The organism is Halohasta litorea (assembly GCF_024494645.1).
Lineage (GTDB): Archaea > Halobacteriota > Halobacteria > Halobacteriales > Haloferacaceae > Halohasta > Halohasta litorea.
On sequence record NZ_JANHDJ010000001.1, the window covers coordinates 326,375 to 351,685 of the forward strand.

A 25,311-nucleotide genomic window follows, 5' to 3' on the forward strand; every position below is an offset into this window, starting at 1 on the left:
AACCAATGTTTACAGACAACGACAGAGGCCAAGTCGGAATCGGCACACTGATTGTGTTCATTGCGATGGTCCTCGTGGCGGCGATCGCAGCGGGCGTACTGATCAACACGGCCGGGCTACTTCAGACGCAGGCGGAAGCAACGGGTGAGGAGTCCACACAACAGGTTGCCGACCGCATCCAGATCCAGAGTGCAACCGGGACGGTCGACAGCGACTCCAGCCCGACTTCAATTAATAAGACGAACCTCACGCTCACCAAATCACCCGGTGCGGGTGACATCCAACTGGATAATGTGAGCTACCAGATCGTTACAGATGATCAAGTTGTAACCGGTGTCTTCACTGATGATGGTGTGACGATCGGCTCCATCTCATCGGAGACGGATGACAACGTGATCACTGACCGATCGGATCGGTACGAGGTCGAGTTCAATAACACCGATATCCTCTCTGAGACCATCGAGGGCGGAGATTCGGTCGAAATAACACTCACAACCGCTGCGGGTGCCTCGACAGTCGCTGAACTCCGCGTTCCGGATTCACTGGTCGACCGTGACGCAGTCTCTCTGTAAGATCGGTCGGCGGTCCGAAGCGTAGCGTCCTACCTGCTTTTTTATTGGCAGCTATGGTGGCTAGTGGTCCGTTTACGGGTATCGTTGGAGACGACGATCGCTTTCCATCCCCGTGTGTATCCAATCGATGAGCGAAGCCCTTAGGCGACAGCCGCGCCGAACGCATCTATGAACGAGTCGACCCGAGTCGAATGGCGGTCGTGGGGCCAGGAGGCCTTCGCGGAGGCCGAACGGACCGCCACCCCGATTCTCCTTTCGCTTTCGGCAACGTGGTGCGGTGCCTGCCACGAGATGGATGCCCGAACCTACGCCGAGCCGCGTATCGCCGCCAACATCAACGACAGCTTCGTCCCGATCCGCGTCGACGTCGACCGCCACCCGCGTGTCCGGGAACGCTACAACATGGGCGGCTTTCCGACCACCGCGTTCCTCACCCCGCAGGGCCACCTGCTGACGGGTGCGACCTATCTCGGCCCCGACGGGATGCGACAGGTCGTCGACCGCATTCGCGAACTCTGGTCGGAGAAGGGAGCTGCGGCGGGCCGAGTTCCTCGCGCACTCACGGATGAACCGACCCCTGCAGGCGAGCTCTCGGAGCGCATCGAGGAACACATCGCGGGTCAACTTACCGAGCAGTTCGACCCCCACCACGGCGGCTGGGGCACCGAGGCCAAGTTCCCGATGTCGCGGACCATCGAGTTCGCCCTCAAACGGGAGCGACAGCAGGCCCTCCAGACGCTGGATGCGATCGCCCAACACTTGCATGACACCGTCGACGGCGGCTTCTTCCGATTCGCCACCAGCGGCGACTGGTCCGACGTGCGCTACGAGAAGGTCCTGGACACCAACGCCGCACTGCTCCGGGCCTTTGCGAACGCCTACCTCTACACCGGCGAGGAGGCCTACCGCGAGCCCGCGGCCCGCACGGTCGAGTATCTCACAGACACGCTGTGGACCGGCATCGCCATCGGCGGGAGCCAGGGACCCGGCCAAGGGGCAGCGTACTACACACTCTCGGCCGACGAGCGTGCCGACCACGAGTCTCCGCGGACAGACCTCACCGTCTTCGCTGGCGGCAACGCGCTGGCCGTCGACGCCCTGCTGGCCTACTACAGCTACACCGACGACGAGACCGCCCGCAGCTACGCCGAGCGCATCCTCGCGGCACTCGAAGATGAGCTGGTCGACACCGACTCCGGCGTTGTTACCCACTACCGCGCTGGCGAGGAGACGGGCGAGACACACCTGCTCGAAGACGCCGCCCACGTCGTCAACGGCTGGACCCGCGCCCATCAGGTCCTCGGCGATAGCCGATACACTGACGTCGCCCAACGCGTCGCCGACGAAGCCATCGATGTACTCCACGACGACGGTGCGTTCCGCGACGGCCCGTCCCGCGGCGAGGGGCTTTGTGACCGACCACTCTACCCCATCGACAGCGGCGTCGAGTTCGCCGACAGCCTGTTGGACCTCGCAGTGCTCTCCGGCGAGCCGCGCTACCGCGAGCTCGCAGCCGAGGCCATCGAGGCCTTCGCCGGCGCGTGGGACCGGATCGGCGTCCAGGTCGCTGGCTACGGCAGTGTCGCCGCCCGGCTGACCAACGGCGATCTCGTCGTCGACGTCGGCGACCCGGCGGGCTCGGATCTTCACCGAGCCGCGCTCAGAATCGCCGACCACGAAACCGTCGTCGTCCCCGGGGCCGAGGGGGCCGACGCCGGAACCGCGAACCTCCGGAACAGCGACCTCCCACCGGCCGCAACGCCCGACGAACTCCTCGCTCGCGTCTCCGAGGCCGCCGAGGCCGAATAGCCCTTCGGATCGCTACCAGTCGACCGCCACGCGCCGATTCGCTGCTGTAGACCGCCATCAACTGATATTCATACGTACAAATTATGAAGGTTTTCGCCACGTTTTATACGCCTCTCGACGCGTGAGTAGGTATGGAGTACCGACAACTCGGATCGACGGGCACGCGCGTTTCAGAACTCTGTTTCGGCACTTGGCGTTTCGGGCGCAAGACCAATGGTGTCCTCGAAACAGACGAGGAGGAGGCACACGAACTCCTGGATACGTTCGCCGACCACGGCGGCAACTTCATCGATTCGGCCAACGTCTACGGTGATCCCAACGGGACCAGCGAGTCCTACATCGGCTCGTGGCTCGAAGACCGCGATCGGGAAAACTACGTCCTCACCTCAAAAGTCTACTTCGAGTACGACGAAGACAATCCCAACGGGTCGGGCCTCTCGCGGACCCACATCCGAAACCAGATCGACAAGACGCTCGATAACCTCGGCACCGACTACCTCGATCTCTATTACATCCACCGCTGGGACGAGAACACGCCGATCGAGGAGACGCTGTCGACGCTCGACCGCATCGTCGAGGAGGGGAAGGTCAACTACCTCGGGGCCTCGACGATGGCCGCGTGGCAGCTCACGAAGGCCCTCTGGAAGTCGGATATCAACGACTACCAGCGGTTCGACGTGACCCAGCCGCTGTTCCACGCGGGCTACTACAAGGACGTCGAGGACTACCTCGACGTCTGTGCAGATCAGGACCTCGCAGTCTGTCCCTACTCGCCGTTAGCCGGTGGCTTCCTGACGGGCAAGTATGAACGCGCCGATCCTGACGATCCGAAGTCAGTTCGGGCACCCGACGGCTCGCGGGGGAGTTTCGACGAGCGATTCGAGCGCTTCTATCTCTCCGAACGCGGCTGGAAGGTCCTGGATGAGATCCGCGCGGTCGCTGACGAAGTCGACGCCTCGCCCGCCCAGGTCTCGCTGCGGTGGCTCATGGATCAGGAGGCGTTCACCTGTGTGCCGATCGTCGGTGCACGAACCACCGACCAGCTCGAAGAGAACCTCGGAGCCGCCGAGGTCTCGCTCACGGCTGACCAGCACGATCGGATCACCGACGCTCGATTCGATGAAGACGGTCGGCGCTGGGGTCATTAGTCACTGACTAACCGCTTGCAGCGACGGCCTCCGCAGCTCAGTGCTGCTGGCCGTAGCCGGCGAACGACTCGGTTAACCGTTCTATTTCATCGTCCGGCAGCAGGTTCGGCTCGCCGATCGACAGCGCCTGGTAGTGGATCCGTGCGCAGTATTCGACCATCAGCGCGGTCTCGAACGCCGAGCCGATATCGTCGCCGACCGCAAGCACGCCGTGGTTTTCGAGCAGGCAGGCGTTGTACTCGTCGCCGAGGGTGTCGGCGGCGATTTTCCCCAACTCGGGGGTCCCATAGGTCTCGTAGGGGGCGACCGGGACCTGATCGCCAGCGAAGGCGATCAGGTAGTGTGAGGGACCGATCGGCTCGCCGAGGCTGGCGAAGGTGCTGGCGTACGGCGAGTGGTTGTGGACGATCCCGCCGACGTCGTCGCGCTGGCGGTAGACCATCGTGTGCATCGGGGTTTCGGCGGAAGGCTCGAACTCGCCGTCGAGTGTCTCGGCTTCGAAGTCGACAAGCGGCACGTCCGCGCCACCGATCTCCTCGTAGGCCATTCCGGAGGGGCTGATGACGGCGTACTCGTCGCCAACGCGGCCGCTGACGTTGCCGCCGGTGCCCTTCGTGAGCCCTTGGTCGAGCATATCCCGGCCGGTGTCGGCGATCGTCTGGCGTTTCGTGGTCAGTTCGTCGGTGTCGATGGAATCTGGGATCGTCATTGGTCTGTGTTGTTGTGTGGGGTTGCGAGCTGTGGCTGTGCTTACTGCTCGGGCGGCGAAAACGACGACAGCACGGCTTCGTTGGCGACGTGCTGGGGCTCCTCGCCCTCGAAGAGCGCCTCCAGATCGTCGCGAATCATCGCGGAGTGTCGGCTGATGACCTCCTCGGTCGCCCCGCCGAGGTGGGGCGTCGTGACGACGTTATCGAGTTCGAGTAGGGGGTGATCGTCCGGAATCGGTTCCTGATCGTACACGTCGAGGGCCGCCCCGCCGAGTCCACCGCTCTGGAGCTGCGCAACGAGGGCCTCCTGGTCGATGATCGCACCACGCGCATTGTTTATAAAGAACGCGTCGTCTTTCATCCGCTCGAACTCCGCGGGGCCGAGCAGCCCACGGGTGCTATCGGTGACCGGGACGTGAACCGAGACGATATCGCTTTCATCGAGCAGCTCGTCGAGGTCGACCTTCTGGGCCCCGTAGTCGGCCATCGTTTCGGCATCGATGTAGGGGTCGAAACTCAGCAGGTCGACTTCGAACCCCTGGGCGCGTGTAGCGACCTCGCGGGCGACCGCACCCATCCCGACGAGGCCGACCGTCTTGCCCGCGAGTTCGGTTCCTTTGAGCTGTGTGTAGGGCGAATCGGTGCCCATCCCCCACGTCACGTCCTCGCGGCTCCCGCCGCCCGCCGCGTCGGCCTGCGGCTCGCCGGTGTAGGTGCCGGTGTGCAGCAGGTGGTGGGAGTGGGCGATGTTGCGGCAGAGGCTGAGGATCTGTCCCCACGTGAAGTCCCCGACGCTGACCGCGTTGCGGCCGGGCGTATAGAGCACCGGAATCCCGTGGTCGGTGGCGGCCTCGATGTCGACGTTTGCATCCGGCCCGCCGCGCGGGCAGGCGATAATTTCGAGATCGTCGGCGTCGGCGAGAACCGATTCGGAGACGCCCTCATAGCCGACGATAAGGACTTCGACGCCGTCGAGCCGCTGTCGAAACTCGTCGTCAGGAAGCCGCCCATCGCGCTCGCTGATCGGGGCGTACTCGACATCGAAGCCGAGTTCGTCTCGGAGGGTCGCTACGACTGCTGGATCGAAGTTCGCTGTGATGAGTGCGTTCATGAGGTGGGTGTAGCCGGACGTTCGCTGGGACCGAACGCTCCACAGCGGGTCTGAGGTTAACAACCGTTATATATGTGGTGGTAGCTCCCAACAATCGAACACTGTGTTCGGAGGAATCGCCGTGTCGTACACGTTCTGACCTTCATTTGGTGGTTGTTTGATATGTAGGGTAGATATGCCAGTATTTGTGAAAAAGTATTATTCGCCTTTAATTATAACTATTTTTTATGTCACAAGTGCTTATCGGCGTCGACGCTGGCACGACCGTGATCAAAGCAGTGGCCTTCTCGCTCGATGGCGAGGAACTCCATCATCACAGCCTCGATAACGCCGTCGACAGCCCCGAGCCGGGGTATGCCGAACAGTCGATGGCGGCGACCTGGGAGACGACCGCCGAGGTGCTCCAGGAGGTCGTCGACCAACTCGATAGCGACGACGAGATCCTCAGCGTCGGGGTGACCGCACAGGGCGACGGCTGCTGGCTACTCGACGAGGACAACGAGCCGATCCGCCCGGCAATCTTGTGGTCCGACAGCCGCGCCAACAGCATCGTCAGCGAGTGGGCCGACCAGGGGATCAGCCAGGAGATTTACGACATCTGTGGCGGTGGACTGTTTCCGGGGTCGAGCCTCACGATCCTCCAGTGGCTCAAGGATCACGAACCCGAGACGTTCGCACAGATCGGGACGGTTTTTTGGTGTAAAGACTGGCTGAAGTACAAGCTCACCGACGAGATCGTCTCGGACCCCTCGGATATGTCGCTGCCGTATCTCGACATCGAGACCGTCGAGTACGAAGACCGGGTGCTCGAACTCGCCGGGCTCGAATCAGTCGCCGACGCGCTTCCCCCGATCACAAACGGCGACGAGATAATCGGCGAGGTTACCGACACCGCTGCCGAGCGGACGGGTATCCCCGAGGGTACCCCGGTCGTCTCCGGGATGTTCGACGTGCCCGCCTCCGGCATCGGCAGCGGGGCGTCGGCGGCTGGCGACGGCTCATCGGTGGTCGGGACGACCTCGCTGAACCAGACGATCCTGGACGAGCCCTACAAGGGATCGACGCCGGTTGGCATCACCGCCGCCCTCGGCGTCGAGGGGCTGTGGGCACGCTTTATGGCCTCGATGACCGGCACGCCGAACCTCGATTGGGCGCTCGAAGAGATCATGGCCTTCTCGCAGTTCGATCTCGTCGAGATGGCCGTCGGCGAGATCCCCGTCGGCTCCGACGGTATCATCTACCACCCCTTCCTGAGTTCGGCGGGCGAGCGCGCGCCGTTTTCGGACCCCAACGCCCGCGCGCAGTTCATGGGTTTGAGCCAGGAACACACCCAAGCCCATCTCGTCCGCGCGGTCTATGAGGGGATCTCGCTGGCGATGCGGGACTGTTACGAACATCTCCCGTACGACACCGACGAGATCTTCCTGAGCGGCGGCGGGGCGAACTCCGACTTCTGGTGTCAGATGTTCGCCGACGCCCTCGACGCCTCGATTGCGGTCCCGAACGGCAGCGAGTTCGGTGCCCAAGGAGCGGCGATCCTCGCCGGAATCGGCGTCGGCGTCTACGAGGACCTCCAGTCGGCGGTCGACCGAACGTCGTCCGTCGAGCGTTCCTTCGAGCCCCGCCCCGAGAAGGCCCAACAGTACGACCGCTGGTACGACGTTTATAAAGAGGCCTACGAGGCGACGTTCGACGTCTGGTCCCACCGCGCCGAGGCGGTCGACGACCTCGAAGCGATGCGTGCCTCGGCGGCCAGCGAGCAGCCCTCGTCGGTCACCGAGGAGGCCGACGACTGATCGCGCTACTCGCCGACGTATGGCCTGACGCGCCGGACGATTTCGTCGACGTCGAAGCCGTCTTCCTCCTTGTCGAAGACGGTCTCGCCGTCGACGCGCACGACGAAGATCCCGTGGTCGCCCATGACGAGCGACGCCCGGTCCAGCCGGTCGGCGAACTGTCTGAGAATCGCCTCCTGGACGGTCAGCGCTCGATCCAACATTCCACAGGGAACGCAGTACTCGATTTCGACGGTGGTCATAGGCTACTAGTCGGGCCAGCAGCCGAAAAGGGTGGCTACCGCGACGCCGAGCAGGCCACCGACCACCAAAGTCAGCTATCAGCCGCCAAGCCAGCTACCGTCCGATGAGCCGGTGCTGCCACGTCGGTCGCCAGTACAGCAGCGCCGCCGTGAGGACGAAGACGGCCGTCGAGAGGCCATAGGAGATCTGCAGCGCCGAGGCGACGAGAATCGAACTGCCCCCGGTGACCGCCGAGGCGAGCGAAGCGACGATCGGCCACGAACAGGAGACACAGGAAAACAGTCCGATGAGTCCGGCAGCCGCCGAGCCAGCGGTGTCGACCACCGTCACATAGACGAGATACGCTAGTGCGCCGTAGCCGAGCAGGTAGATCGGGATCAGGTTGATCGTCACCAGCGCGCCGCTGTAGAGCGCCGCCGGGCCGAAGCCGAACGGGAGCCACGCGATCCGAAAGCCGGTCGCGGCATCGCCGATTCCGGCACCCACGACGCCACCGGCGAACAACAGCAGCCCGAAGTAGCCCGCGGCGATCAGTTTTCCGCGCCGTCGAACCGCCGGTGTCGAGGGGTCGGCCTGGCTGTTGGCCACGACCCACGCCGAGACGTTGATCCAGATCAGGCCGTAGCCGACCAGCCGGGCCGATCCGAGACCGGCGGGCGATAGGAGCACATAGAGCGCGAGTGCGAACAGCTGGCTATTGATAAATAGGCCCCAGTAGAGCCGCCTGCCGGTCGGCACCGGAATCGCGAGGCCAGTTCCTTGTTCGCTCATAGCGCGAGGCCTTCGACGACGATCGCCAGCAGCACGAAGCCGAGGTAGGCGTTCGAGGCGTGGAACGACCGGAGGGCGGCGGCTTTCGTCTGCTCGTAGTGGAGTTGGACCACCATCCACAGGAAGACCCCACCGAAGACGACACCCGTGAGGACATAGAGCCAGCCGAGGGTTTCGGAGGCCGCCAGCGCCGCGCCCGCGATCAAGGTTGCCCCGAGATACCAGACGATGTGCCGACGGGTCGTTGTCTCGCCGCGAACGACCGGCATCATCGGGAACCCGCCGCGGGCGTAGTCGTCCTTGTAGGCCAACGCGAGGTTGTAGAAGTGGGCCGGTGTCCACAGGAAGATCAGCGTCGCCAACAGCACCCCACCGAGGCCGATCTCGCCGGTGACTGCTGCCCAGCCGATGAGGGCAGGCAGTGCTCCGGCCGCACCGCCGATGACGGTGTTTTGGACCGTGTTCGGTTTGAGGATCAGCGTGTAGACGACGCTGTAGAAGACGATCGCGATGAGGCCGAGGGCCGCCGCGAGCCAGTTAATCGTCCAAAAGAGGCCGACCGAGACGGCGGTCAGCAGCAGGCCGAAGGCCACGGCGTTGGGGACGGGCACGAGGTCGGTCGCCAGCGGCCGGTCGTTGGTGCGAGCCATCCGGCGGTCGACATCGCGCTCCAGGACGTGGTTGAACGTTCCTGATGCCCCGATCGACAGCGACCCGGCGATCAGCGTGGCGGCGGCCGTATAGGGTGTCAATCCGGGGCCGCCCGCCAGTGCCATTGCCGCAGCCGCAACGAGACACAGCAGCCACATCAGCCGCGGTTTCATGAGTCGGAAGTACGCAAAGAGCGTGGCTTTGGCGCGGGCGGTCGGGTCAGTTGGTACCGGCGGTCGATCGGTCGGATCGAGCGGCTCGGCCATCTCAGGGCCGGTCTCTGGGACGTCCTCGGGGTCGCCGGTTTCGGCCTCCAGCCACCACGCCAGCGCCGCCAGCAGCCCGCCGAAGATCGTCACCCCGGCGGCGAGGTGGAGAATCGAGATCGTTTGGGTGCCGCCGGTCGTCGCAACGAGCGCGCCGAGTCCGGCCTGGGCGGGGAACAAAAGCAGTGCGAGGGAGAGCGCCGCCCGGACGCGTCGGCTGGTGTCGGTTCGCCACGCCATGATCGTCGTCGCCAGCACGCCGAAGCCGACCAGCACGGCGGCGATCCGGTGGCCGAAGGCGACCCAGCCGTCGAGGCTGGCCGGAAGCGACCAGCCACTGCCGCAGGCTGGCCACGCTGTGCAGGCCGCTGCGGCGTCGGTGAGCGCGGTCGCCACACCGATGATGAGCAGGAGATAGACACCCATCGTTGTCGCCGCCAGCAGGCCCGGGAACCGATCCGGTGATCGGAGACTCGAAATCACTACCTCCGTCTTGGGTATCGCCGTATATAGGAGCCCCGTTTCGGCTGTCCTCCCCAGTGGTCGCTTTCTGCTGAGCCGGTGGCTGGCGGTCGGTAGGTCGGGCAAGTCAGTAGGTATTTAGGCCAGCCATGCTAGTTTCGAAGCAGCATGAACGCCAAGCGTTTCACACTCGCTTCGCTGCTGTCGGCGGCCGTTTTGGTCCTTCTGGCCGATCCGGTTGCCGCGCAGTCGACCTCGGCCGATCTCATCAACGAGCTCAACGACAAACTGTTGTATATCGCCCTGCCGATCACGCTGTTGGTCGAGATCATCCTCATCTACGCTGTCCTCCGGTTCAAGGACAACGACGAGCCGAAGCCCACCAAGGAGAACCGACGCCTCGAAATCACCTGGACGGTCGCCACCGCCTTTATTCTGCTTTTCGTCGGCGTCGCCTCCTACGGCGTGATGGCCGATCCGAACGTGACCTTCGGTGCTGCCGACGAGGAAGTCGCCCCCGACGACAGTGACGTGCTCATCCAAGCCGAAGCCTACCAGTGGGGCTGGAATATGACCTACCCCGAGCACGATATCAGCATGGAGAGCAGTGGTGAGGGGCCAACGATCTACCTCCCTGAAGGACAAGACGTCTACATCGGCGTGGGATCGCGGGACGTGATCCACGCCTTCCACGTCCCCGACCTCGGGCTGAAGATGGATGCGATCCCCGAGGAGACCCAGTACCTCAAGACCAGCGACCTCGAAGAGGGCACCTATCAGGGCTACTGTGCGGAGTACTGTGGTCTCGCCCACTCGAATATGTACTTCACCGTTGAGGTCGTCGACCAGGCCGAGTACGACCAGTGGATCGCCGAGCAGACCGAGTCCGAATCCGGCGGCGAGGCTGGCAACGAAACCGCGAACGCGAGCGCCTAACGCCGATACTCCACCCCTTTTCTATCGACTTTCCCGTCCAGTCGACCAGCGACTGCTGACCTGCCGTCGGTCGCCGCAGGACCACCGTTTTGATATACACCCGAAAACACCGTTCGAGTATGGATGATGTCACCGACCAGTACTCGCCCGCCGACGTAGAGCAGGCGGTCGAGGCCTACTGGGACGAGCACGACGCCTACGAGGCGACCAAGGAGGCACACGCCGACGACCCCACCTTCTTTTTCGTCGACGGGCCGCCCTATACCTCCGGCCAGATGCATCTCGGCACCGCCTGGAACAAGACGCTGAAGGACGCCGTCATCCGCCACAAGCGGATGACCGGCCATCAGGTAACCGACCGGCCGGGGTACGATATGCACGGTCTGCCGATCGAGGTCAAAGTCGAGGAGGAACTCGGCTTTGAGAACAAACAGGACATCGAGGACTACGGGATGGAGGCGTTCATCCAGGAGTGCATGGAGTTCGCCCAGACGAACCGCGAGGCGATGGACGAGGACTTCCAGTCGATCGGCGCGTGGTTCGACTGGGACAACCCCTACGAGACGGTCTCGCCCGAGTACATGGAGGCCGCCTGGCACGGCTTTAAACAGGTCGCCGAACGCGGCCTGGTCGAACAGGGTAAACGCTCGATCTCCCAGTGTCCACGGTGTGAGACCGGAATCGCCAACAACGAGGTCGAGTACGATCAGGTCGAAGACCCCTCGATCTACGTGAAATTCCCCCTCAGCGACCGCGAGGGGAGCCTCGTCATCTGGACGACGACGCCGTGGACGATCCCCGCCAACACCTTCGTCGGCGTCGGCGAGGAGCTGACCTACAACAAGGTCCGAGCCACCAAGGGCGGCGACGAGGCCGTCCTCTATATCGCAAGCGAGTGTGTCGACGACGTGCTGGGGCGGGGCCGGTACGACGACTACGAGGTCGAAGCCGAACTCGATGGCTCCGAACTCGTCGGCTGGAGCTACGACCACCCACTCAGCGAGGAAGTGCCTGACTACCCGAGCTTCGAGGGCGCGGGCGAAGTCTACACTGCCGACTTCGTCGAGGCCGACCGCACCGGACTGGTCCACTCCGCACCCGGCCACGGTGAGGAGGACTTCCATCGCGGCCAAGAGTTGGGACTCGACATCTTCTGTCCGGTCGCTGGCGACGGCACCTTTACCGAGGCTGGCGGCAAGTACGCAGGCCAGTTCGTCCGCGACGCTAACGACGAGATCAAAGCTGATCTCGACTCTCACGGCGCGCTCCTTGCGAGCGAGACCTACGAGCACTCCTACGGCCACTGTTGGCGCTGCGACACCGACATCATTCAGCTAACGACCGACCAGTGGTTCATCTCGATCACCGATATCAAAGACGAACTCCTGGACAACATCACCGAGGCCGAGTGGCATCCGCAGTGGGCCCGCGACAACCGCTTCAGGGACTTCATCGAGAACGCCCCCGACTGGAACGTCTCGCGGCAGCGCTACTGGGGAATCCCGATCCCGATCTGGATTCCTGAAGACGCGGAAAGTAGCGAGGGTACCCTCGACGAGGAGATGATCGTCATCGGCACCCGCGAGGAGTTGGCCGAGCGGGCCGACCAGGAGATCGACCCCGAGGAGATTGATCTCCATCGGCCGACCGTCGACGACATCACGATCACCGAAGGAGGTACCACCTACCGCCGGATCCAGGACGTCTTCGACGTCTGGCTCGACTCCTCGGTGGCGACCTGGGGGACGATCGGCTACCCCGGCCAAACCCAGGAATTCGAAGAGCTGTGGCCCGCCGACCTCATCATCGAGGCCCACGACCAGACCCGCGGCTGGTTCTGGTCCCAACTTGGCATGGGAACCGCGGCCTTCGGCGAGAGCCCCTACAAGGAGGTCCTGATGCACGGCTTCGCCAACGACAAACACGGCCGCAAGATGTCCAAGTCGGTTGGTAACATCGTGACACCCGAAGAAGCGATCGAGCGCGCTGGCCGCGACCCACTGCGAGCCTACTTGTTGAGCCACGACCAGCAGGGCGTCGATCTTTCCTTTGACTGGGACGGCCTCGGCAGCATGGTCGGCCGCCTGAATATCCTCTGGAACGTCTTCCGCTTCCCACTGACGTACATGGATCTCGACGGCTACGATCCCGCCGAGCCGGACCTGAGTGAGGGCGAACTCACCGTCGTCGACGAGTGGGTGCTCTCGCGATTGCAGGATGTCAAGCAGGAAGCCACCGAGGCGTGGGACGACTATCGCGTCGATGACGCCCTGAACACGGTGCTCGACTTCGTCACCGAGGACGTCTCGCGCTTTTATGTCAAGGCGACCCGCGAGCGGATGTGGGACGACGGCGACTCGCCGTCGAAACTCGGGGCCTACGCGACGCTTGCGACAGTCCAAAACGAGGTCATCCGCCTCTTGGCTCCGTTCACGCCGTACATGTCCGAACGGATGTACCAGATTCTCGATGGCAGCGAAACGACGGTTCACGCCCTGGAGTGGCCCGAAGTCGACGAGGAACTCCACGACCCCGAGCTTGAAGACGACATGGCCGTCCTCCGGGATGTCGAGGAGGCCGCCGCCAACGCCCGCCAGCGCGGCGGCCGCAAACTCCGGTGGCCCGTCTCGCGCATCGTTGTCGAGACCGACGATGAAGACGTGGCCAGTGCGGTCGAGAACCTCTCGGACCTCTTGGGTGAGCGTGTCAATGCCCGCAAGATCGAGGTTGTCGACGAGTTCGACGAACTCGAAGAGTTCGCCGAGCCGCAGATGGGCGAGATCGGTCCCGCCTTTGGCGCAGATGCCCAGAAAGTGATGTCGGCCGTCGAGGGAGCCGCACGCGCCGCGGTCGAGGCTGGCATCGAGGTCGACGGCGATACCGTGGACCTCGAAGAAAGCATGGTCGAATACCGCAGCGAGCCGCCGGAGCACGTCACCGGGACCGAGTTCGACGGCGGGACGGTGTACGTCGATACCACGCTGACCGAGGACCTCGAATCCGAGGGGTACGCCCGTGATGTGATCCGGCGGGTCCAGGAGATGCGCAAGGACCTCGATCTGGATGTCGAAAGCGAGATCCAGGTCGGCCTCAGCATCGACGACAAGCGCATCGAGGAGTTCGTCGATGAGCACCGCGAACTGATCGCCGAGGAGGTTCGGGCCGCCGAGTTCGTCGACGAACCCGCCGCCGCGGGCGATTTGATCGAAGACTGGGAGATCGAGGGCGTCGACGTGACGATCGGTGTTGCAGTTGTCGCCGAGCAGACCGCTTAAAAATCGGCTTCAGTTTTATGTTTCATCCCACTGCGCATCCGACAGCGTTCGCTGAACCGCTTCCTCACCCACAGCTGCCGCCAACGACTCGAAACCAGCCCGCTCGGCACGGTCGTTGGCGTTCGCCACCAGCCGCGAGACGATGAACTCCGGCGTCGATTTGCCAACTGTCCCGAAGCGCGGCTGGTAGTCGACCCGGAGTTCGAGATCGGGCGTCAGCCCCTCGGCGAAGATGCCGTCGATCCGGGCGGTCTCGGGTAGGGGGCTCAGGTCGTCGGCGAGATGGGTGACGTAGACGCCCAGCGCCGACTGGTCGACGGTCAGCGAGACGAGCCCGTTTAAGAGGTCGGCGGCCCGCCCCGGCTCGGTAATGGCCTCGAACTCGTCGACTAACATTAGCGCTTTCCCCTCCGTGGTCAGCGGCGGGACGATGGATTTCAGCGTCGATTCGAGCACGCCAGCGTTGAACGAGGCGTGTCGGCGGTGGAAGACGATCGTCTCGAAGGTGCCGACGGCGGCCTGGTCGGCGGGGACCGGCAGCCCCATTGCCGTCAGCAGGGCGACCTGACTCAACGTTTCGAGCAGCGTGGTCTTCCCGCCGGAGTTCGCCCCCGTGAGGACGGTCACGCGGTCGCCAGTCGGCGGCGAGACGGCTCGCGGCGTGTCGGCCAGCTCGTGGTTGCCGACCCCGTAGGTGATCGGCTGGACCTCGCCGTCCAAAAAGAGGTTCCGCGCGCCGACCACTGCCAGCCCATCGTCGGTTAGCGTGGGTTCCTGGAGGTCGTATTCGGCGGCGAATCTACCGAGCGACAGCGAGAGGGCGATCTCGCTGACCGCCTCAACTGCGGCTTCGACGTCGCCTTCGGCAGTTTCGATCCGGCTCCGTAACTCCTCGATTACGGTTGCCTCGCGGTTCTCGACTTCGGTTTCGAGATCCGCGACAAGTTCCCGGAGCGTCGCGCTCACGTAGTCGGCGGCGTCGACCGCCTCGTCGGGGGCGGCCGACCGGATCGTGTTGTGCGGGATGCCGGTCTCGCTGGCGACGTGGTCGACGACGCCGCTCCGGAAAGCCTGCATATCCCGCACCCCGCCGTCGCGGACGGTGTCGATGATATCGAAGGCCGCGTTGTTCAGTTCGCGGGCCGCATCGCGTTGCTCGCGGAGCCGGTCGAGCTCCTCGTCCGCTCCCTCGACCACGCGCGGTCCGTCCGAGGACTCGCGGATGTAGCCCAGTGCGCCCGCGGCCTCAGTAAGTGCGGCCTCGTCGACCGCGCCAAGCGCCTCGAAGGTCGATCCCCCGAGGCCAACGTCGCGGAGTTCGAGGGCGGCCTCGACGGCCGCGCGATCGGTGCCACCGGCCTCGTCGTAGGCCTCGAAGGCCGCGAGAACGCGCTCGCGGTCGTCGTCGGTAAGGTCGGTCCAGACGGCTTTGGCCGCCAGGACGTCGTCGAGTCGGCTCTCGATGGCCTCGCGGTCGGTCAGCGGCGTCATGACGCGGATCCGGTCGGCGGCGTGGTCGGCGACCGCGTAGCTGCTGGCCAGCGTGAGGAGGTCGTCGTAGACGCTCCTGGTGTCGCTCGTTCCGAGCACGTCGATTCCCGCAGTGCCGTTGGCCCGACGGAGGATTCGGACCGCCCGACCGCGGGGGACGCCAGCCTCGGCTAGCGTGCGGATATCCGCGCTCTCGATGGCGTCGATGGCCGCCGACTCGCCGATCGACTCCCGGAGCAACTCGGCGGTCTTCGGTCCCACACCCCAGTAGGCTTCCAGTCGCATACGCCAGCCTCGACAGCCGCGCGTATAGTGATTGTTGTTGATAGACCGCGTCAGCAGAAATACCGATGTTTAACATGGTCTTGGCCGTAGTGGCCGTATGGGCAATCTACGACGACGGCTGGTTTTGACGGCCATCATCGGGGTCGTCGGCGCGGCTCTCGGTATCGGTGGCGCTGGCCACGCCTATCTCCGGAAGTGGCGGCGATCGATACTCTGGTTTCTGGTCTCGATGGGCTCGTTTCTCGCATTGGTGTCGGTCTACGTCCCCGACCTGGAGACGGTCGACCCCTACGATATCACGACCTTCCCTCCCGAGGTGATCACCCCGCTGGTCGTGATTCTCGGCTTCAGCGTCGTTGATGCGCTCTTGGTCGCGTTCCTCGATCAGCGCGAAGCCGAGATGACGCCGGGTATTGGGGACGATGGTGACGGCGACAACGGGGTTTCCTGTCCCCACTGCGGCCGGTCGACCGACCCCGAACTCGACTTCTGTACGTGGTGTACCGAGCCGCTCCAGGTGACAGAGACCCAAGACAGCGACTAAGCACGATCACTGCCTCTCTCACTCTTACTCGGTAGCCACTGGCTGCCACCACGCTCGATCCCTGATCGCGATATGGATCTGCGAAATGACACCCAACAGCGGCAGCTCCAACAGCGGCCCGATAACCAGCGCCAGCGGAATCAGCGGCTCGTTCGGAAACGCGACCACCGTGATCGCCAGTGCCGTCGGCGAGTTCCGTGACAGCACTGTGTTGTTGAAACAGACCAGCTCCCGGTAGGAAAACGAGAGCAGCCGACCCACGCCGAAGCCGACACCGAGATTGATCGCGTAGAAGGTAACCACCGGCACCGCGATGAGGCCGAGCAGGCGAGGGTTCTCCAGGATCACCGCACCCTGCGAGGCGAACATCGCGCCGATAGCGAGGGTCAGAAAGCCGATCTGGACCGGGCTCAGTTTGGGCAGGAACCGCTCTCTGAACCACTCCTTGCCCTTCGTTCGCGTGATGCCAACGCGGGCGATCCCGCCGAGGGTCAGCGGCACCACGAGCACCAACAGCACGCTTTCGAGCAGGACGCCCAGCGGGAGGTCGACGAGCATCCCCGCGAAGGCGTAGAGATACACCGGCAACAGGAGGAGTTGGAGCACGAGATTGTACGGCAAAAGCGAGGTCGCCAGCGGCACGTCGCCGTCGGCGATGTCGGTAAAGATCAGATACCAGTCGGTACAGGGGGTGACCAGCAGCATGATCAGGCCGACCCACAGCGCGGGCTGGTTCCGAAGGAAGACCGCACCGAGGCCGACCGCCAAAAGCGGGTTCCAGACGAAGTTGGTCACCAGACTGGAGCCGACCACGCGACGGTTCCCGAAGGCGGCCCGTAGCCGCGAGAGCGGAATCCCGGTGAACGACGCAAATAGCATCACCATCAGAAAGGGGAGGATCAGTCGATCCGCAACAGCGGGGACGCCGTCGACCTGTCCGGCTCCGAGCCCGACGAGAACAGCCAGCAGGACGAAGACGGTCTGGTACTTCTCGACGGAATCCATTTCGTTGGGGAACCCCTGCGAGTCGCTTGAAGAACCCGGTTTGGATGTCTATCGTTCGACGCGGAGTTTGAGGGTGAGATCAGCGCCATCAGCGAGGGCCGCTACGAGTTCGCGGTCGACGCTCTCGGCGGCTCCCTCCGCGCCGACCATGATCGTCCGGTCGTCGACGTAGTCGCTCGTCCGGCCCACCGCACTCCGGTCGTCTTTAAAAGTGAGTTCGGGGTGGCCGTGACCCGTGATGGTGTGGGTGTGGTCGTCGGTCGAGAGGGTGGCGGTGATCTCGGCGTCGTGGGACTGGGCAGCGTCGACGAACTCGTCGGAAAAATCGGCGGGAGTGCGGTCGGCCTCGATGGCGAGAATGCAGTCGCCCGCCGGAGTGAGCCAGTCGTCGCTGGTGACTTCGAAAGTGCTGGCGTGGGTCGACTGGACGTGTTCGTGCCCGCGTGCGTGAATCGTCTCGGTGTACTCCATACATCATCTCACTCCGGTGGCCGAAAAGATCACTCGATTCTCTCGTTCGGGGTGACCTTCGGCGATCAAAACAATTTTTAAATTGACACTTTTATATGCCGTCGTTACTACATGGCTCAGGACGAAGACACTCTTTTAAATGATATCACGAGAACGGTCAGCGTAGCGGTGCTGATATACCTCATTGCACTCGTGATGGGTGCCAGTTTCGGTGCTCTCGGGCTCGGTTTTAGCGGCAGTCCGCTGTTCGGAATCCTCATTCCGATGGGAATCGTCTTCGTCGCGTTCACGCTGTATTACTACTGGGAATACGAGTAGTTCCTGATGCGTCCGAGCCACTGATCGTTTCGTTTCTTTATATACTTCTGTGTATCATGTGTGGCTGTCGCATGCGCCGAATTCGGGCGGTATGGTACCTCTTTTCACAGTCACTGTCACCGAAGTATTTATATTGGGGCCACCAGTATGAGTAGGTACCAGAACGCCTCCGGCGCTGGTGGCATCGCACGCAGAATGATCGGGAACTCTTATCCACGGTCGGTCGCACAGTGGCAGGCCACTGCCATGTCCGGAGCAACAATGGTACCGAGGTTTCAACTATGAGTGTAGTAAACGAATACGACATCGAAGAGCTCAACGACTCCGATAACGTCGAGCTCACCGACGAACGGCTCGAAAACGGCTCGAAAGGCAAACTGATCAAACTCGCAGGTCAGCTTCGAGACCGCCGCAACGAACTCAACCAGATGGCTTCCGAGCGCGCCTCCAAGCGCGACGACCTCAACGCGGAGACCCGCGAAAAGGTCGACGAAGCCCAAGAACACCGCGAGGAGCGCGACTCTCTCAACGAGCAGGTCCAGGAACACAAAGAGAGCCGCAACGAGCTCAACGCGGAGGCCAACAAACTCTTCAACAAGGTCGAATCGATGAAGGAGGATCTCGAACTCGACGATGGCAAGCCCATCGAAGAGCTCGAATCCGAGATCGAAGACCTGGAGTTCCAACAGCAGACCGAAGTCCTCTCGACCGAAGACGAGCGCGAGCTCATCGAGAAGATCGAGGACAAACGCGAGGAACTCGCCGAGAAGAAGGAGAAAGTCGACGACACCGGCGAGCTCGACGAGCTCGTCGAGGAGGCCGAAGAGGTCCGCTCGGAGGCGTCCCAGCACCACCAGAAGGTGACTGAGCTCGCCGACAAGGCCCAGGAACATCACAACCAGATGATCGAGGCCTACCGTGAGGCCGACGAGATCCGGGACAAGGCCGACGAGATGCACGAGCTGTTCGTCGAGGCCCAGGAAGCGGCCGACCGCCACCACGAGGACTTCGTCCGCGTCCAGAAGCGCCTCCGCGAGCTGGACAAAGAGGAAGAAGAAGAGCGGAAGGACGAGCGCCAGGAGAAGATGGAGGAAGAAAAGCAGGAAGCCGAGGACATCTATCAGAAATTCAAAGAGGGCGAGACCCTCGACACCGAGGATCTGATGAAGCTCCAGAAGACCGGCCTTCTGTAGATCGACCTGGGAGTTTCCTTTTCCGACAACTGAGCGTGACACCGACGGGATTTTTACCGACAGGTGTGCTTTGAGCGGCTGTGACGACGCTCGTCTGCTGTGTCGACCGCGACAACGACATCGGCCGGAAAGCGGGGGTTCGGCCCCCGATCGCCGGCTGGGAAGCGGTGCGCTCGCTCGTGATCGACGTCGGGCTCGCCGAGCCCGAGGCAACGGGTGTCAACAGCCTGCTTGAGGCCTTGCGGGTCACCCGCGAACTCCGCGATGAGGGCGACGACGCGGTGGTCGCAGTGCTGTCGGGCAGCAGCGAGTCGCCGGTCACCGCCGACCGCGCGATCGCCGCCCAGATCGACAGCCTCGTCGAGCGCTACGATCCCAGCGACGCGATCGTCGTCGTCGACAGCGCCGCCGACGAACGCGTGGTTCCGATCGTCGAAAGTCGGCTTCGGGTCGACGCGGTCGATCGGGTGATCGTCCGCCAGACCCGCGACATCGAGTCGACCTACTACCTGCTCAAACAGTTTCTGGCCGACGAGGAGCTTCGGACCACCGTGCTCGTCCCGCTCGGTGTCGGCCTGCTGTTGATACCCATCCTCCTGTTTTGGTTCTCGCCTGCGGTCGCCCTCGGCGGGGTGGCCGCGCTGCTCGGGCTTGCCGTTCTTTATAAAGGACTGGGGGTCGACGAACGGATCGGCTCGCTGTCGTCCTGGAGCCGCGAGCTACTGTACTCCGGCCGGGTCGCGGTTGTGACCTATGTGGCGGCGGTCGGGCTGGCGGCGATCGGTCTCTTCGTCGGGGCGTTGGGGGTCTCGGAGACCGGCGGGACCGAGCTGGAGCCGATCGCCGCGGTCGGCTTCGTCCACTACAGTATTCCGTGGCTCGCGCTGGCGGCGGTCACCGCGGGGACGGGTCGGCTCCTGGACGAACTGTTGGCCGCCGAGACGGTCCAGACGCCGTACCTCAACCTCCCGTTTGCGCTGCTGTCGGTTGGGATCGTCGTTCGAGGATTCACTGGCTACGCCTTCGAGACCGAACTGGCGGTCGGTCCGGCGGTGTTGACGCCAGCCCAGCGGCTGGTCGTCTATATCGGTATCGGGATTCTCGTGAGTCTAATCGGCGTGCGGGTGACGAGCCTGCTCGAACGGTGGACCGTCGGGCGGGCTGTCGACCAACAGCGTTAGCGGCCCGCCTGATACTGGCCGTGTTTGAGGCCGATACCGAAGGTGATGAGTCCGAAGACGACCATCGATGGCAGCACCATCATCAGCACCGTCGACGCTTGCATCATCGGTGCGGCGACAAGTGCGATCGTTCCGATAGCGATGACAGCAACGAACAGTCCAATCGTCGTTGTGCGGTCGAACTCCATACCGGAAACAGGAACTCCGAACGCCTAAACGCTCCGAAACGACGATTAGTCGTCTTTGGGCCGAACGAGGTCGGCGAACGTGACGAGCACGCCCAGTCCCCAGCCGACCGGCACCGCGAGGCCGAACCACATCAACGCATAATAGACGCCTTCGAGGGCGAACTGTTCGCGGAGGAGCTCGTTGAGCCCACCGATGAACAGGACGTTATCGAGAATGAAGATCGCGAGCTGTTCGCTGTTGGGGAAGATGATCCCCCCAAGCGTCGGCGAGTAGAGCGCCGCGACCACCGGCGGCAGGAACAGCGCGGTCATCGCCGAGGGGTAGGCCAGCAGAATGCTCGTGAGCCGACCGCCGATGCGGGCGAACAACACCGCCGCCGCCGCGGCGACGGTGGCGACTACGCTGGCAGCGAGGACGGCAATAAACCCCTCGAAGGACAGTTGGAAGCGGGCGACGACCGACAGCCCACCCCAGACGACGACCGACAACAGGATCGCACCGAGGATGCCGAGTCGGGTCGCCGCGCTGTCGAGTTTGCCAGCGTAGTAGCGGGTTCCGAAGCCGACGAGCAGGAGGGGGTAGCCGAGCAACACCGGCAGCATTCCGATCGTCGCCCACAGGTAGTAGCCTACTTTTTGGAGGGTCGTTTCGGGCTTCCACTTGCCGAGGACGTGACCGGGGTTGAGTTGACGTGGGAAGACGACCTCCATCCACGTCTCGTGGAGCCGCAGCATATCGATACGGACTGCGCCCAACAGCCCTGGTGATCGACGTTCCATTTACTCCTACTGATAGGCCGGAGAATGTGAACTTTGTGTTCGGCTACTGATCGATGCCGACCGTTTGGCTGCGGTTTCGATCCGTCGCTACTGGTTCCACGGGCCGAATCCGGGGTCGACACGGCGGCCGGTCTGCTCGATCGACTCGATCCGCTCGATCTCGTCGTCGCTCAGGCTGACCGACAGCGACTGCCAGTTGTCCCGGATGTGGGCTTCGCTTGTCGCCTTCGGGATCGCCGTGATCCCCTGCTGGCGGAGCCACGCGAGGCTCACCTGGGCGGGGCTGGCGTCGTGGTCGGCGGCGATCTCCTGGAGCGTCTCGTTTTCGAGGACGTCACCACGGGCCAGCGGCGAGTAGGCCACGAGTTCGACGCCCTCCGCTTCGCAGACCTCTCGAAGCTCCTCCTGCTGCAGGAACGGATGGCACTCGACCTGGTTGGCGACGATCGGCGCATCGGAGATCTCGATGGCCTCCTGGAACTGCTCGGGCTCGAAGTTGCTGACGCCGATCCGGTCGATCTTCCCGTCGTCGTAGAGTTCGTTCAGTGCTTCCAGTGTCTCCTCGGCGTCGTAGGTGCGGGACGGCCAGTGGACGTACATGAGGTCGACGCTGTCGACGCCGAGGCGGTCGAGGCTGGCCTCGGTCGTCTCGATCACGTCGTCGTAGGCGAGATTGTCGATCCAAACCTTGGTCGCCAGAAAGATCTCCTCGCGGTCGACGTCGGCCGCCGCGAGTCCGTCGCCGACATCCGCCTCGTTGCCATAGGCTTGGGCGGTGTCGATGTGTCGGTAGCCCATCTCAAGGGCCGTTTCGACCGACGCCGCACAGGCGTCCGGATCGGTGTTCTCCCAGGTGCCGAGGCCGAGCATCGGGATGTCGCCGCTGTACGGACAGTCGTCTACTGCTGGATCGTCATCAGACATACACTCGACTGTTTGGGCTGTTGCCGAAAAGGGGTTGTGATAGGCCGGTGATTGAGGCGGTTGTGAGACTAGTATTTCGGCTCAGCACCCGAGATCTCGTAGATCTCGTCCATGATGTCGTCGCGGACTGACTGCCACGCCGGGAACCCTTCGGGGGTGGTGGGATACCGGTCGTAGTGGTCGGCCAGCGCCGAGGCCTTGCGGCGGACCTTCACCAACTGGATGAGCTTCTCCCAGTGGCCGTAGGTGTCTTTGACCGTCCGGAGCTTCAGTGACAGCGGCATGGGGCCGGTGTCCTTGCCCGCCATCGCGTCGGCGAGATGCTGGGCCGGGACCGACGAGACGATCTCGGTGAGTTCATCTACCTCGTGGGCGGTCCCCCAGATGTTGTAGCAGTCGATCGCCGCGAAGTGTTTGCCGAAGTCGGTCATCACGTCGCGGTTGTACTCCCAGAGGGCGGCCTCGCTTACGTCGCCCTCGTCGATAGCCGCGATCGCCCGCTTGGTCGCCCAGTGGGCCGATTTGGCCGCGCCGGGAATCCCACCGCCCGTCGTGGGGTTGACGTGGCCCGCGGCGTCGCCGACCGCAATGTAGCCGTCGGCGACCGCCGAATCGTACGGCCGACGTGTCGGCACGGCCGCACCGAGTTTGTCGACGACGGTCGGATTGACGAGTTCGGGGCGGGATTCGACGTCCTCCTCGATCGCCGAGATCATCTGCATTTCGGGTTGGTCCATCTGGAAGCCGACGCCGACGTTGATCCGGGTCGGGCTGCGGGGGAAATACCAGAGATAGCCCAGCTCCTTGGTGGGTTTAAAGACAAGGGCGTCGTCCCAGTCGACCGGCTCATCGACCTCGATGACCTCCCGGTAGGCTGAACAGAACTGCGAGTACCGAACATTGGTATCGAAGTAGCTGTCGCCGAACTCGCCTTTGTCCTGGAGGATCGACAGCGCGCCCGCGGCGTCGATGACGATCTTGGCGTCGTAGGCGACCGACTGGCCCGTTCGTTTCCCGGTGACACCCGTGACCGTGCCGTCGTCGTCCTGGACGACGTCCTGGACGACCGTGTCGTAGTGGATGTCCGCTCCGAGGCGTTCGGCCTCTTCGAGGATGACCTCGCCGTAGCGTTTGCGGTCCAACACGGCTCCCGGCCCGCGGAAGCCGATTTCGATGTCGTCGTTGCTGGAGGGGTTTTCGAACACTGCCCGGGTGATCGACTGGTTCGTGAACGCCTCGTCTTTCAGATAGTCGAGGTCGATGACGTCGGGGAACGTCGCGGTTCCTTTGATTGCATCGCCACAGGCGATGTGGCCCGCGGCCTCGACGGGCTTTCGCTCCAGAATAACCGTGTCGAGACCCGCAGTCGCCGCGGTTGCCGCGGCAAACGCACCGCCGGTGCCGCCACCGACGACAACGATATCATATGACTCGGCTGACATAGATCCTCTTTGCTGGCGATGATAAAAAAGGTCATCATCTGTAGACCAACGAGTTACATCTCGAACAGTATCTTTGATGTGTTTCTCGCTGTATCTCAGCCCTCTGTCGACCGCTTCGAAAATATGATAAATATCATGACTGTAACCGAAACAAAATTGTGTGCTCGCTATCTGTAGCTGGTATGGATCGTCGACGGGCACTCACGCTTATCGGGACTGTGGGGCTGACCGGAGTTGCTGGCTGTCTGGGTGAGGACGGAGAAATAACTGCGGCTGCCGCTCCGGCGGTGATCACGACTGCCGACCAGCTGGGGTACGAGGCCGATGGGCCGGAGGAACTCTCCATCGACGAGACGATCGAAGTCGGCGGGGTCGAACGTGATATCCGGGTGACGACCTACTCCGCGGCCTATACTGACTCGGATGATCAGAGCTCGGTGTTCCTGTTCAGTACCCCGGACGCCTCTGTCGCCGGAATCTCGGTGAACCCGCTGGCCCGGCTCAGCGGTGCGGATCTCATTGCCCGTCTCGTCGACGAGGGGTTGGCACAAACGGAGGGCGATTTCGCCGTCAGCGAGATCGAGCAGGAAGACGAGGTCACCCTGTCGATCCTCGGCGCGGAGCGAACGGTCCCGATCTTCTCGGCGGTGGTCGAAGCCGAGGGGTCCGAAAACCCGCAGATCGAGGGTGCCGAAAACGGGGAGATCCCCGTTCGACTCTACCTGCTGTCGACCACTCATCAGGAGGACGTGTTGCTTGCGATCGGTATCCATCCGGAGTCGATCGACGCCAGCGAGGATATCCAGGCGCTCCTGGAGGGTATCGAACACCCCGTCGGCCCTACATCCGAGACCAACGAGACGACCTAACGCGGTTCAACAACTGTTATTCGGGCCGAGCGGTTCGGTCGACGCATGCTTACGTTCATCGGACTCGGGCTCTATGATGCCGACTCGATCACCTGTGAGGGTCGCAATGCCCTCCGTGAGGCCGACCGTGTGTTCGCCGAATTTTATACCAGCACGCTACTCGGAGCCACCGTCGCGGACCTCGAAGCCGCCCACGACATCGACATAGAGGTCAGAGATCGAGCAGGTGTCGAGCAGGACCCCGAGGCGATTCTCGCGGCCGCCGAAACCGAGGACGTCGCCTTTCTGACCGCCGGAGATACGATGATCTCGACGACCCACTCGGATCTCCGCATCCGGGCCGAAGCCCGCGGTATCGAAACGCGTGTTCTCCATGGTGTGACCGCCGAAACCGCCGCCAGCGGGCTGACCGGCCTCCAGAACTATCGGTTTGGGAAGGCCGTCACCCTCCCATTTCCGTTCGTCCACGGGGCCGGAGACGTGCCGCCGAGCGTGATCGAATCCATCGAGGCCAACCAGGAGCGCGGACTCCACACGCTTGTCTACCTCGATATCAAAGTCGACTACCACAAGCGCCGCGGCGGGCCCGACCTGGAGGACCCGTATATGACCGCAAGCCACGCGGCGGAGTTACTGGCCGCCGAGTGGGACGACGATGCCCTGGCGGTCGTCGTCGCCCGCGCGGGGAGCCCCGAGCCGCTCGTTGCGGCCGACCGTCTGTCGGCGTTGGCCGACCGCGAGTTCGGCGAGCCGCTTCATCTCCTGGTGATTCCTGGAGACCTCCATCACGTCGAGGCCGACGCGCTGGCAGTGTTGGCCGACGCACCCGCCGAACTGGTCGACATCGACGAGTGACCAGCCCACCGACGG

Annotated in this window: 24 protein-coding genes; 12 read left to right on the forward strand and 12 right to left on the reverse strand. The window is 63.4% G+C overall.

What is annotated here, in order from left to right:
* Positions 1-5: 5 nt before the first annotated feature.
* The 3 genes from NO877_RS01780 to NO877_RS01790 all read left to right on the forward strand — a co-directional run bounded on the left by NO877_RS01780 (position 6) and on the right by NO877_RS01790 (position 3,529).
* Positions 6-572, forward strand: coding sequence for an archaellin/type IV pilin N-terminal domain-containing protein (locus tag NO877_RS01780; protein ID WP_256394577.1), 567 nt, complete (start codon positions 6-8; stop codon positions 570-572).
* Between the two features lie 168 nt (positions 573-740).
* The gene (locus NO877_RS01785) at positions 741-2,381 is read left to right on the forward strand and encodes a DUF255 domain-containing protein (RefSeq protein WP_256394578.1); all 1,641 of its coding nucleotides are present in this window, start codon (positions 741-743) and stop codon (positions 2,379-2,381) included.
* Between the two features lie 131 nt (positions 2,382-2,512).
* Entirely contained in the window at positions 2,513-3,529 is a 1,017-nt protein-coding gene (locus tag NO877_RS01790) for an aldo/keto reductase (RefSeq protein ID WP_256394579.1), read from the forward strand.
* A 37-nt stretch (positions 3,530-3,566) separates the two neighbouring features.
* Here NO877_RS01790 and NO877_RS01795 read toward each other — a convergent pair whose 3' ends face one another.
* Both NO877_RS01795 and NO877_RS01800 read right to left on the reverse strand, forming a co-directional pair.
* Positions 3,567-4,238 (reverse strand): class II aldolase/adducin family protein, encoded by a 672-nt coding sequence (locus NO877_RS01795; protein WP_256394580.1) that lies wholly within the window; start codon positions 4,236-4,238, stop codon positions 3,567-3,569.
* A 41-nt stretch (positions 4,239-4,279) separates the two neighbouring features.
* Positions 4,280-5,350, reverse strand: coding sequence for a 2-hydroxyacid dehydrogenase (locus NO877_RS01800; protein WP_256394581.1), 1,071 nt, complete (start codon positions 5,348-5,350; stop codon positions 4,280-4,282).
* Between the two features lie 227 nt (positions 5,351-5,577).
* Between NO877_RS01800 and NO877_RS01805 the strand changes: the two genes are divergently transcribed.
* A complete protein-coding gene (locus tag NO877_RS01805) occupies positions 5,578-7,146 on the forward strand; it encodes an FGGY-family carbohydrate kinase (protein WP_256394582.1) in 1,569 nt (522 codons plus the stop codon).
* A 5-nt stretch (positions 7,147-7,151) separates the two neighbouring features.
* Here the strand turns inward: NO877_RS01805 and NO877_RS01810 are convergent, their stop codons facing one another.
* The 3 genes from NO877_RS01810 to NO877_RS01820 all read right to left on the reverse strand — a co-directional run bounded on the left by NO877_RS01810 (position 7,152) and on the right by NO877_RS01820 (position 9,557).
* Positions 7,152-7,388, reverse strand: a complete 237-nt coding sequence (locus NO877_RS01810; RefSeq protein WP_256394583.1) for a SelT/SelW/SelH family protein — start codon at positions 7,386-7,388, stop codon at positions 7,152-7,154.
* Positions 7,389-7,482: 94 nt separating this feature from the next.
* Positions 7,483-8,160, reverse strand: coding sequence for a DUF7546 family protein (locus tag NO877_RS01815; RefSeq protein WP_256394584.1), 678 nt, complete (start codon positions 8,158-8,160; stop codon positions 7,483-7,485).
* A complete protein-coding gene (locus NO877_RS01820; RefSeq protein WP_256395166.1) occupies positions 8,157-9,557 on the reverse strand; it encodes a heme o synthase in 1,401 nt (466 codons plus the stop codon). Before NO877_RS01820 ends, NO877_RS01815 begins: the two co-directional genes overlap by 4 nt.
* Before the next feature lie 150 nt (positions 9,558-9,707).
* Here NO877_RS01820 and coxB point away from each other — a divergent pair, with 150 nt between their 5' ends.
* Positions 9,708-10,475: a cytochrome c oxidase subunit II gene (gene coxB / locus NO877_RS01825; RefSeq protein WP_256394585.1), complete on the forward strand. Its 768-nt coding sequence runs from the start codon at positions 9,708-9,710 to the stop codon at positions 10,473-10,475.
* 119 nt (positions 10,476-10,594) lie between these two features.
* The gene (ileS, locus tag NO877_RS01830) at positions 10,595-13,750 is read left to right on the forward strand and encodes an isoleucine--tRNA ligase (RefSeq protein ID WP_256394586.1); all 3,156 of its coding nucleotides are present in this window, start codon (positions 10,595-10,597) and stop codon (positions 13,748-13,750) included.
* Between the two features lie 15 nt (positions 13,751-13,765).
* Here ileS and NO877_RS01835 read toward each other — a convergent pair whose 3' ends face one another.
* Complete coding sequence (locus NO877_RS01835) at positions 13,766-15,526, reverse strand: DNA mismatch repair protein (RefSeq protein ID WP_256394587.1); 1,761 nt, start codon at positions 15,524-15,526, stop codon at positions 13,766-13,768.
* A 97-nt stretch (positions 15,527-15,623) separates the two neighbouring features.
* Here NO877_RS01835 and NO877_RS01840 point away from each other — a divergent pair, with 97 nt between their 5' ends.
* The gene (locus NO877_RS01840) at positions 15,624-16,070 is read left to right on the forward strand and encodes a zinc ribbon domain-containing protein (protein ID WP_256394588.1); all 447 of its coding nucleotides are present in this window, start codon (positions 15,624-15,626) and stop codon (positions 16,068-16,070) included.
* A gap of 24 nt (positions 16,071-16,094) precedes the next feature.
* On the opposite strand, the gene NO877_RS01845 is transcribed toward NO877_RS01840, so the two are convergent.
* Both NO877_RS01845 and NO877_RS01850 read right to left on the reverse strand, forming a co-directional pair.
* Complete coding sequence (locus NO877_RS01845; protein WP_256394589.1) at positions 16,095-17,075, reverse strand: arsenic resistance protein; 981 nt, start codon at positions 17,073-17,075, stop codon at positions 16,095-16,097.
* Between the two features lie 48 nt (positions 17,076-17,123).
* The gene (locus NO877_RS01850) at positions 17,124-17,546 is read right to left on the reverse strand and encodes a DUF371 domain-containing protein (protein WP_256394590.1); all 423 of its coding nucleotides are present in this window, start codon (positions 17,544-17,546) and stop codon (positions 17,124-17,126) included.
* 111 nt (positions 17,547-17,657) lie between these two features.
* Here NO877_RS01850 and NO877_RS01855 point away from each other — a divergent pair, with 111 nt between their 5' ends.
* The 3 genes from NO877_RS01855 to NO877_RS01865 all read left to right on the forward strand — a co-directional run bounded on the left by NO877_RS01855 (position 17,658) and on the right by NO877_RS01865 (position 20,238).
* Positions 17,658-17,864 (forward strand): hypothetical protein, encoded by a 207-nt coding sequence (locus NO877_RS01855; RefSeq protein ID WP_256394591.1) that lies wholly within the window; start codon positions 17,658-17,660, stop codon positions 17,862-17,864.
* 281 nt (positions 17,865-18,145) lie between these two features.
* Entirely contained in the window at positions 18,146-19,057 is a 912-nt protein-coding gene (locus NO877_RS01860) for a coiled-coil protein (RefSeq protein ID WP_256394592.1), read from the forward strand.
* An 80-nt stretch (positions 19,058-19,137) separates the two neighbouring features.
* Entirely contained in the window at positions 19,138-20,238 is a 1,101-nt protein-coding gene (locus NO877_RS01865; RefSeq protein WP_256394593.1) for a DUF373 family protein, read from the forward strand.
* Here NO877_RS01865 and NO877_RS01870 read toward each other — a convergent pair.
* The 4 genes from NO877_RS01870 to NO877_RS01885 form a co-directional block, all read right to left on the reverse strand.
* Positions 20,235-20,426: a DUF7333 family protein gene (locus NO877_RS01870; RefSeq protein WP_256394594.1), complete on the reverse strand. Its 192-nt coding sequence runs from the start codon at positions 20,424-20,426 to the stop codon at positions 20,235-20,237. The genes NO877_RS01865 and NO877_RS01870 overlap by 4 nt on opposite strands.
* 45 nt (positions 20,427-20,471) lie before the next feature.
* Positions 20,472-21,182 carry a hypothetical protein gene (locus NO877_RS01875; protein ID WP_256395167.1) on the reverse strand — a complete coding sequence of 237 codons (711 nt, stop codon included), beginning with the start codon at positions 21,180-21,182 and terminating at the stop codon, positions 20,472-20,474.
* A gap of 111 nt (positions 21,183-21,293) precedes the next feature.
* Positions 21,294-22,130, reverse strand: coding sequence for an aldo/keto reductase (locus tag NO877_RS01880; RefSeq protein ID WP_256394595.1), 837 nt, complete (start codon positions 22,128-22,130; stop codon positions 21,294-21,296).
* 68 nt (positions 22,131-22,198) lie between these two features.
* Positions 22,199-23,572 (reverse strand): geranylgeranyl reductase family protein, encoded by a 1,374-nt coding sequence (locus NO877_RS01885; RefSeq protein ID WP_256394596.1) that lies wholly within the window; start codon positions 23,570-23,572, stop codon positions 22,199-22,201.
* A gap of 182 nt (positions 23,573-23,754) precedes the next feature.
* Here NO877_RS01885 and NO877_RS01890 point away from each other — a divergent pair, with 182 nt between their 5' ends.
* Positions 23,755-24,441 (forward strand): DUF6517 family protein, encoded by a 687-nt coding sequence (locus NO877_RS01890; protein ID WP_256394597.1) that lies wholly within the window; start codon positions 23,755-23,757, stop codon positions 24,439-24,441.
* Positions 24,442-24,486: 45 nt separating this feature from the next.
* On the forward strand, positions 24,487-25,296 hold the full coding sequence (gene dph5, locus NO877_RS01895; RefSeq protein ID WP_256394598.1) for a diphthine synthase: 810 nt from the start codon (positions 24,487-24,489) through the stop codon (positions 25,294-25,296).
* The last annotated feature ends 15 nt before the right edge of the window (positions 25,297-25,311 follow it).

What these genes read in the sequence shown, in the direction of transcription:
- NO877_RS01780 (WP_256394577.1), top strand. Translation starts at nt 6, where the DNA reads ATGTTTACAGACAACGACAGAGGCCAAGTCGGAATCGGCACACTGATT.
- NO877_RS01785 (WP_256394578.1), top strand. Translation starts at nt 741, where the DNA reads ATGAACGAGTCGACCCGAGTCGAATGGCGGTCGTGGGGCCAGGAGGCC.
- NO877_RS01790 (WP_256394579.1), top strand. Translation starts at nt 2,513, where the DNA reads ATGGAGTACCGACAACTCGGATCGACGGGCACGCGCGTTTCAGAACTC.
- NO877_RS01795 (WP_256394580.1), bottom strand. Translation starts at nt 4,238, where the DNA reads ATGACGATCCCAGATTCCATCGACACCGACGAACTGACCACGAAACGC.
- NO877_RS01800 (WP_256394581.1), bottom strand. Translation starts at nt 5,350, where the DNA reads ATGAACGCACTCATCACAGCGAACTTCGATCCAGCAGTCGTAGCGACC.
- NO877_RS01805 (WP_256394582.1), top strand. Translation starts at nt 5,578, where the DNA reads ATGTCACAAGTGCTTATCGGCGTCGACGCTGGCACGACCGTGATCAAA.
- NO877_RS01810 (WP_256394583.1), bottom strand. Translation starts at nt 7,388, where the DNA reads ATGACCACCGTCGAAATCGAGTACTGCGTTCCCTGTGGAATGTTGGAT.
- NO877_RS01815 (WP_256394584.1), bottom strand. Translation starts at nt 8,160, where the DNA reads ATGAGCGAACAAGGAACTGGCCTCGCGATTCCGGTGCCGACCGGCAGG.
- coxB (WP_256394585.1), top strand. Translation starts at nt 9,708, where the DNA reads ATGAACGCCAAGCGTTTCACACTCGCTTCGCTGCTGTCGGCGGCCGTT.
- ileS (WP_256394586.1), top strand. Translation starts at nt 10,595, where the DNA reads ATGGATGATGTCACCGACCAGTACTCGCCCGCCGACGTAGAGCAGGCG.
- NO877_RS01835 (WP_256394587.1), bottom strand. Translation starts at nt 15,526, where the DNA reads ATGCGACTGGAAGCCTACTGGGGTGTGGGACCGAAGACCGCCGAGTTG.
- NO877_RS01840 (WP_256394588.1), top strand. Translation starts at nt 15,624, where the DNA reads ATGGGCAATCTACGACGACGGCTGGTTTTGACGGCCATCATCGGGGTC.
- NO877_RS01845 (WP_256394589.1), bottom strand. Translation starts at nt 17,075, where the DNA reads ATGGATTCCGTCGAGAAGTACCAGACCGTCTTCGTCCTGCTGGCTGTT.
- NO877_RS01850 (WP_256394590.1), bottom strand. Translation starts at nt 17,546, where the DNA reads ATGGAGTACACCGAGACGATTCACGCACGCGGGCACGAACACGTCCAG.
- NO877_RS01855 (WP_256394591.1), top strand. Translation starts at nt 17,658, where the DNA reads ATGGCTCAGGACGAAGACACTCTTTTAAATGATATCACGAGAACGGTC.
- NO877_RS01860 (WP_256394592.1), top strand. Translation starts at nt 18,146, where the DNA reads ATGAGTGTAGTAAACGAATACGACATCGAAGAGCTCAACGACTCCGAT.
- NO877_RS01870 (WP_256394594.1), bottom strand. Translation starts at nt 20,426, where the DNA reads ATGGAGTTCGACCGCACAACGACGATTGGACTGTTCGTTGCTGTCATC.
- NO877_RS01880 (WP_256394595.1), bottom strand. Translation starts at nt 22,130, where the DNA reads ATGTCTGATGACGATCCAGCAGTAGACGACTGTCCGTACAGCGGCGAC.
- NO877_RS01885 (WP_256394596.1), bottom strand. Translation starts at nt 23,572, where the DNA reads ATGTCAGCCGAGTCATATGATATCGTTGTCGTCGGTGGCGGCACCGGC.
- NO877_RS01890 (WP_256394597.1), top strand. Translation starts at nt 23,755, where the DNA reads ATGGATCGTCGACGGGCACTCACGCTTATCGGGACTGTGGGGCTGACC.
- dph5 (WP_256394598.1), top strand. Translation starts at nt 24,487, where the DNA reads ATGCTTACGTTCATCGGACTCGGGCTCTATGATGCCGACTCGATCACC.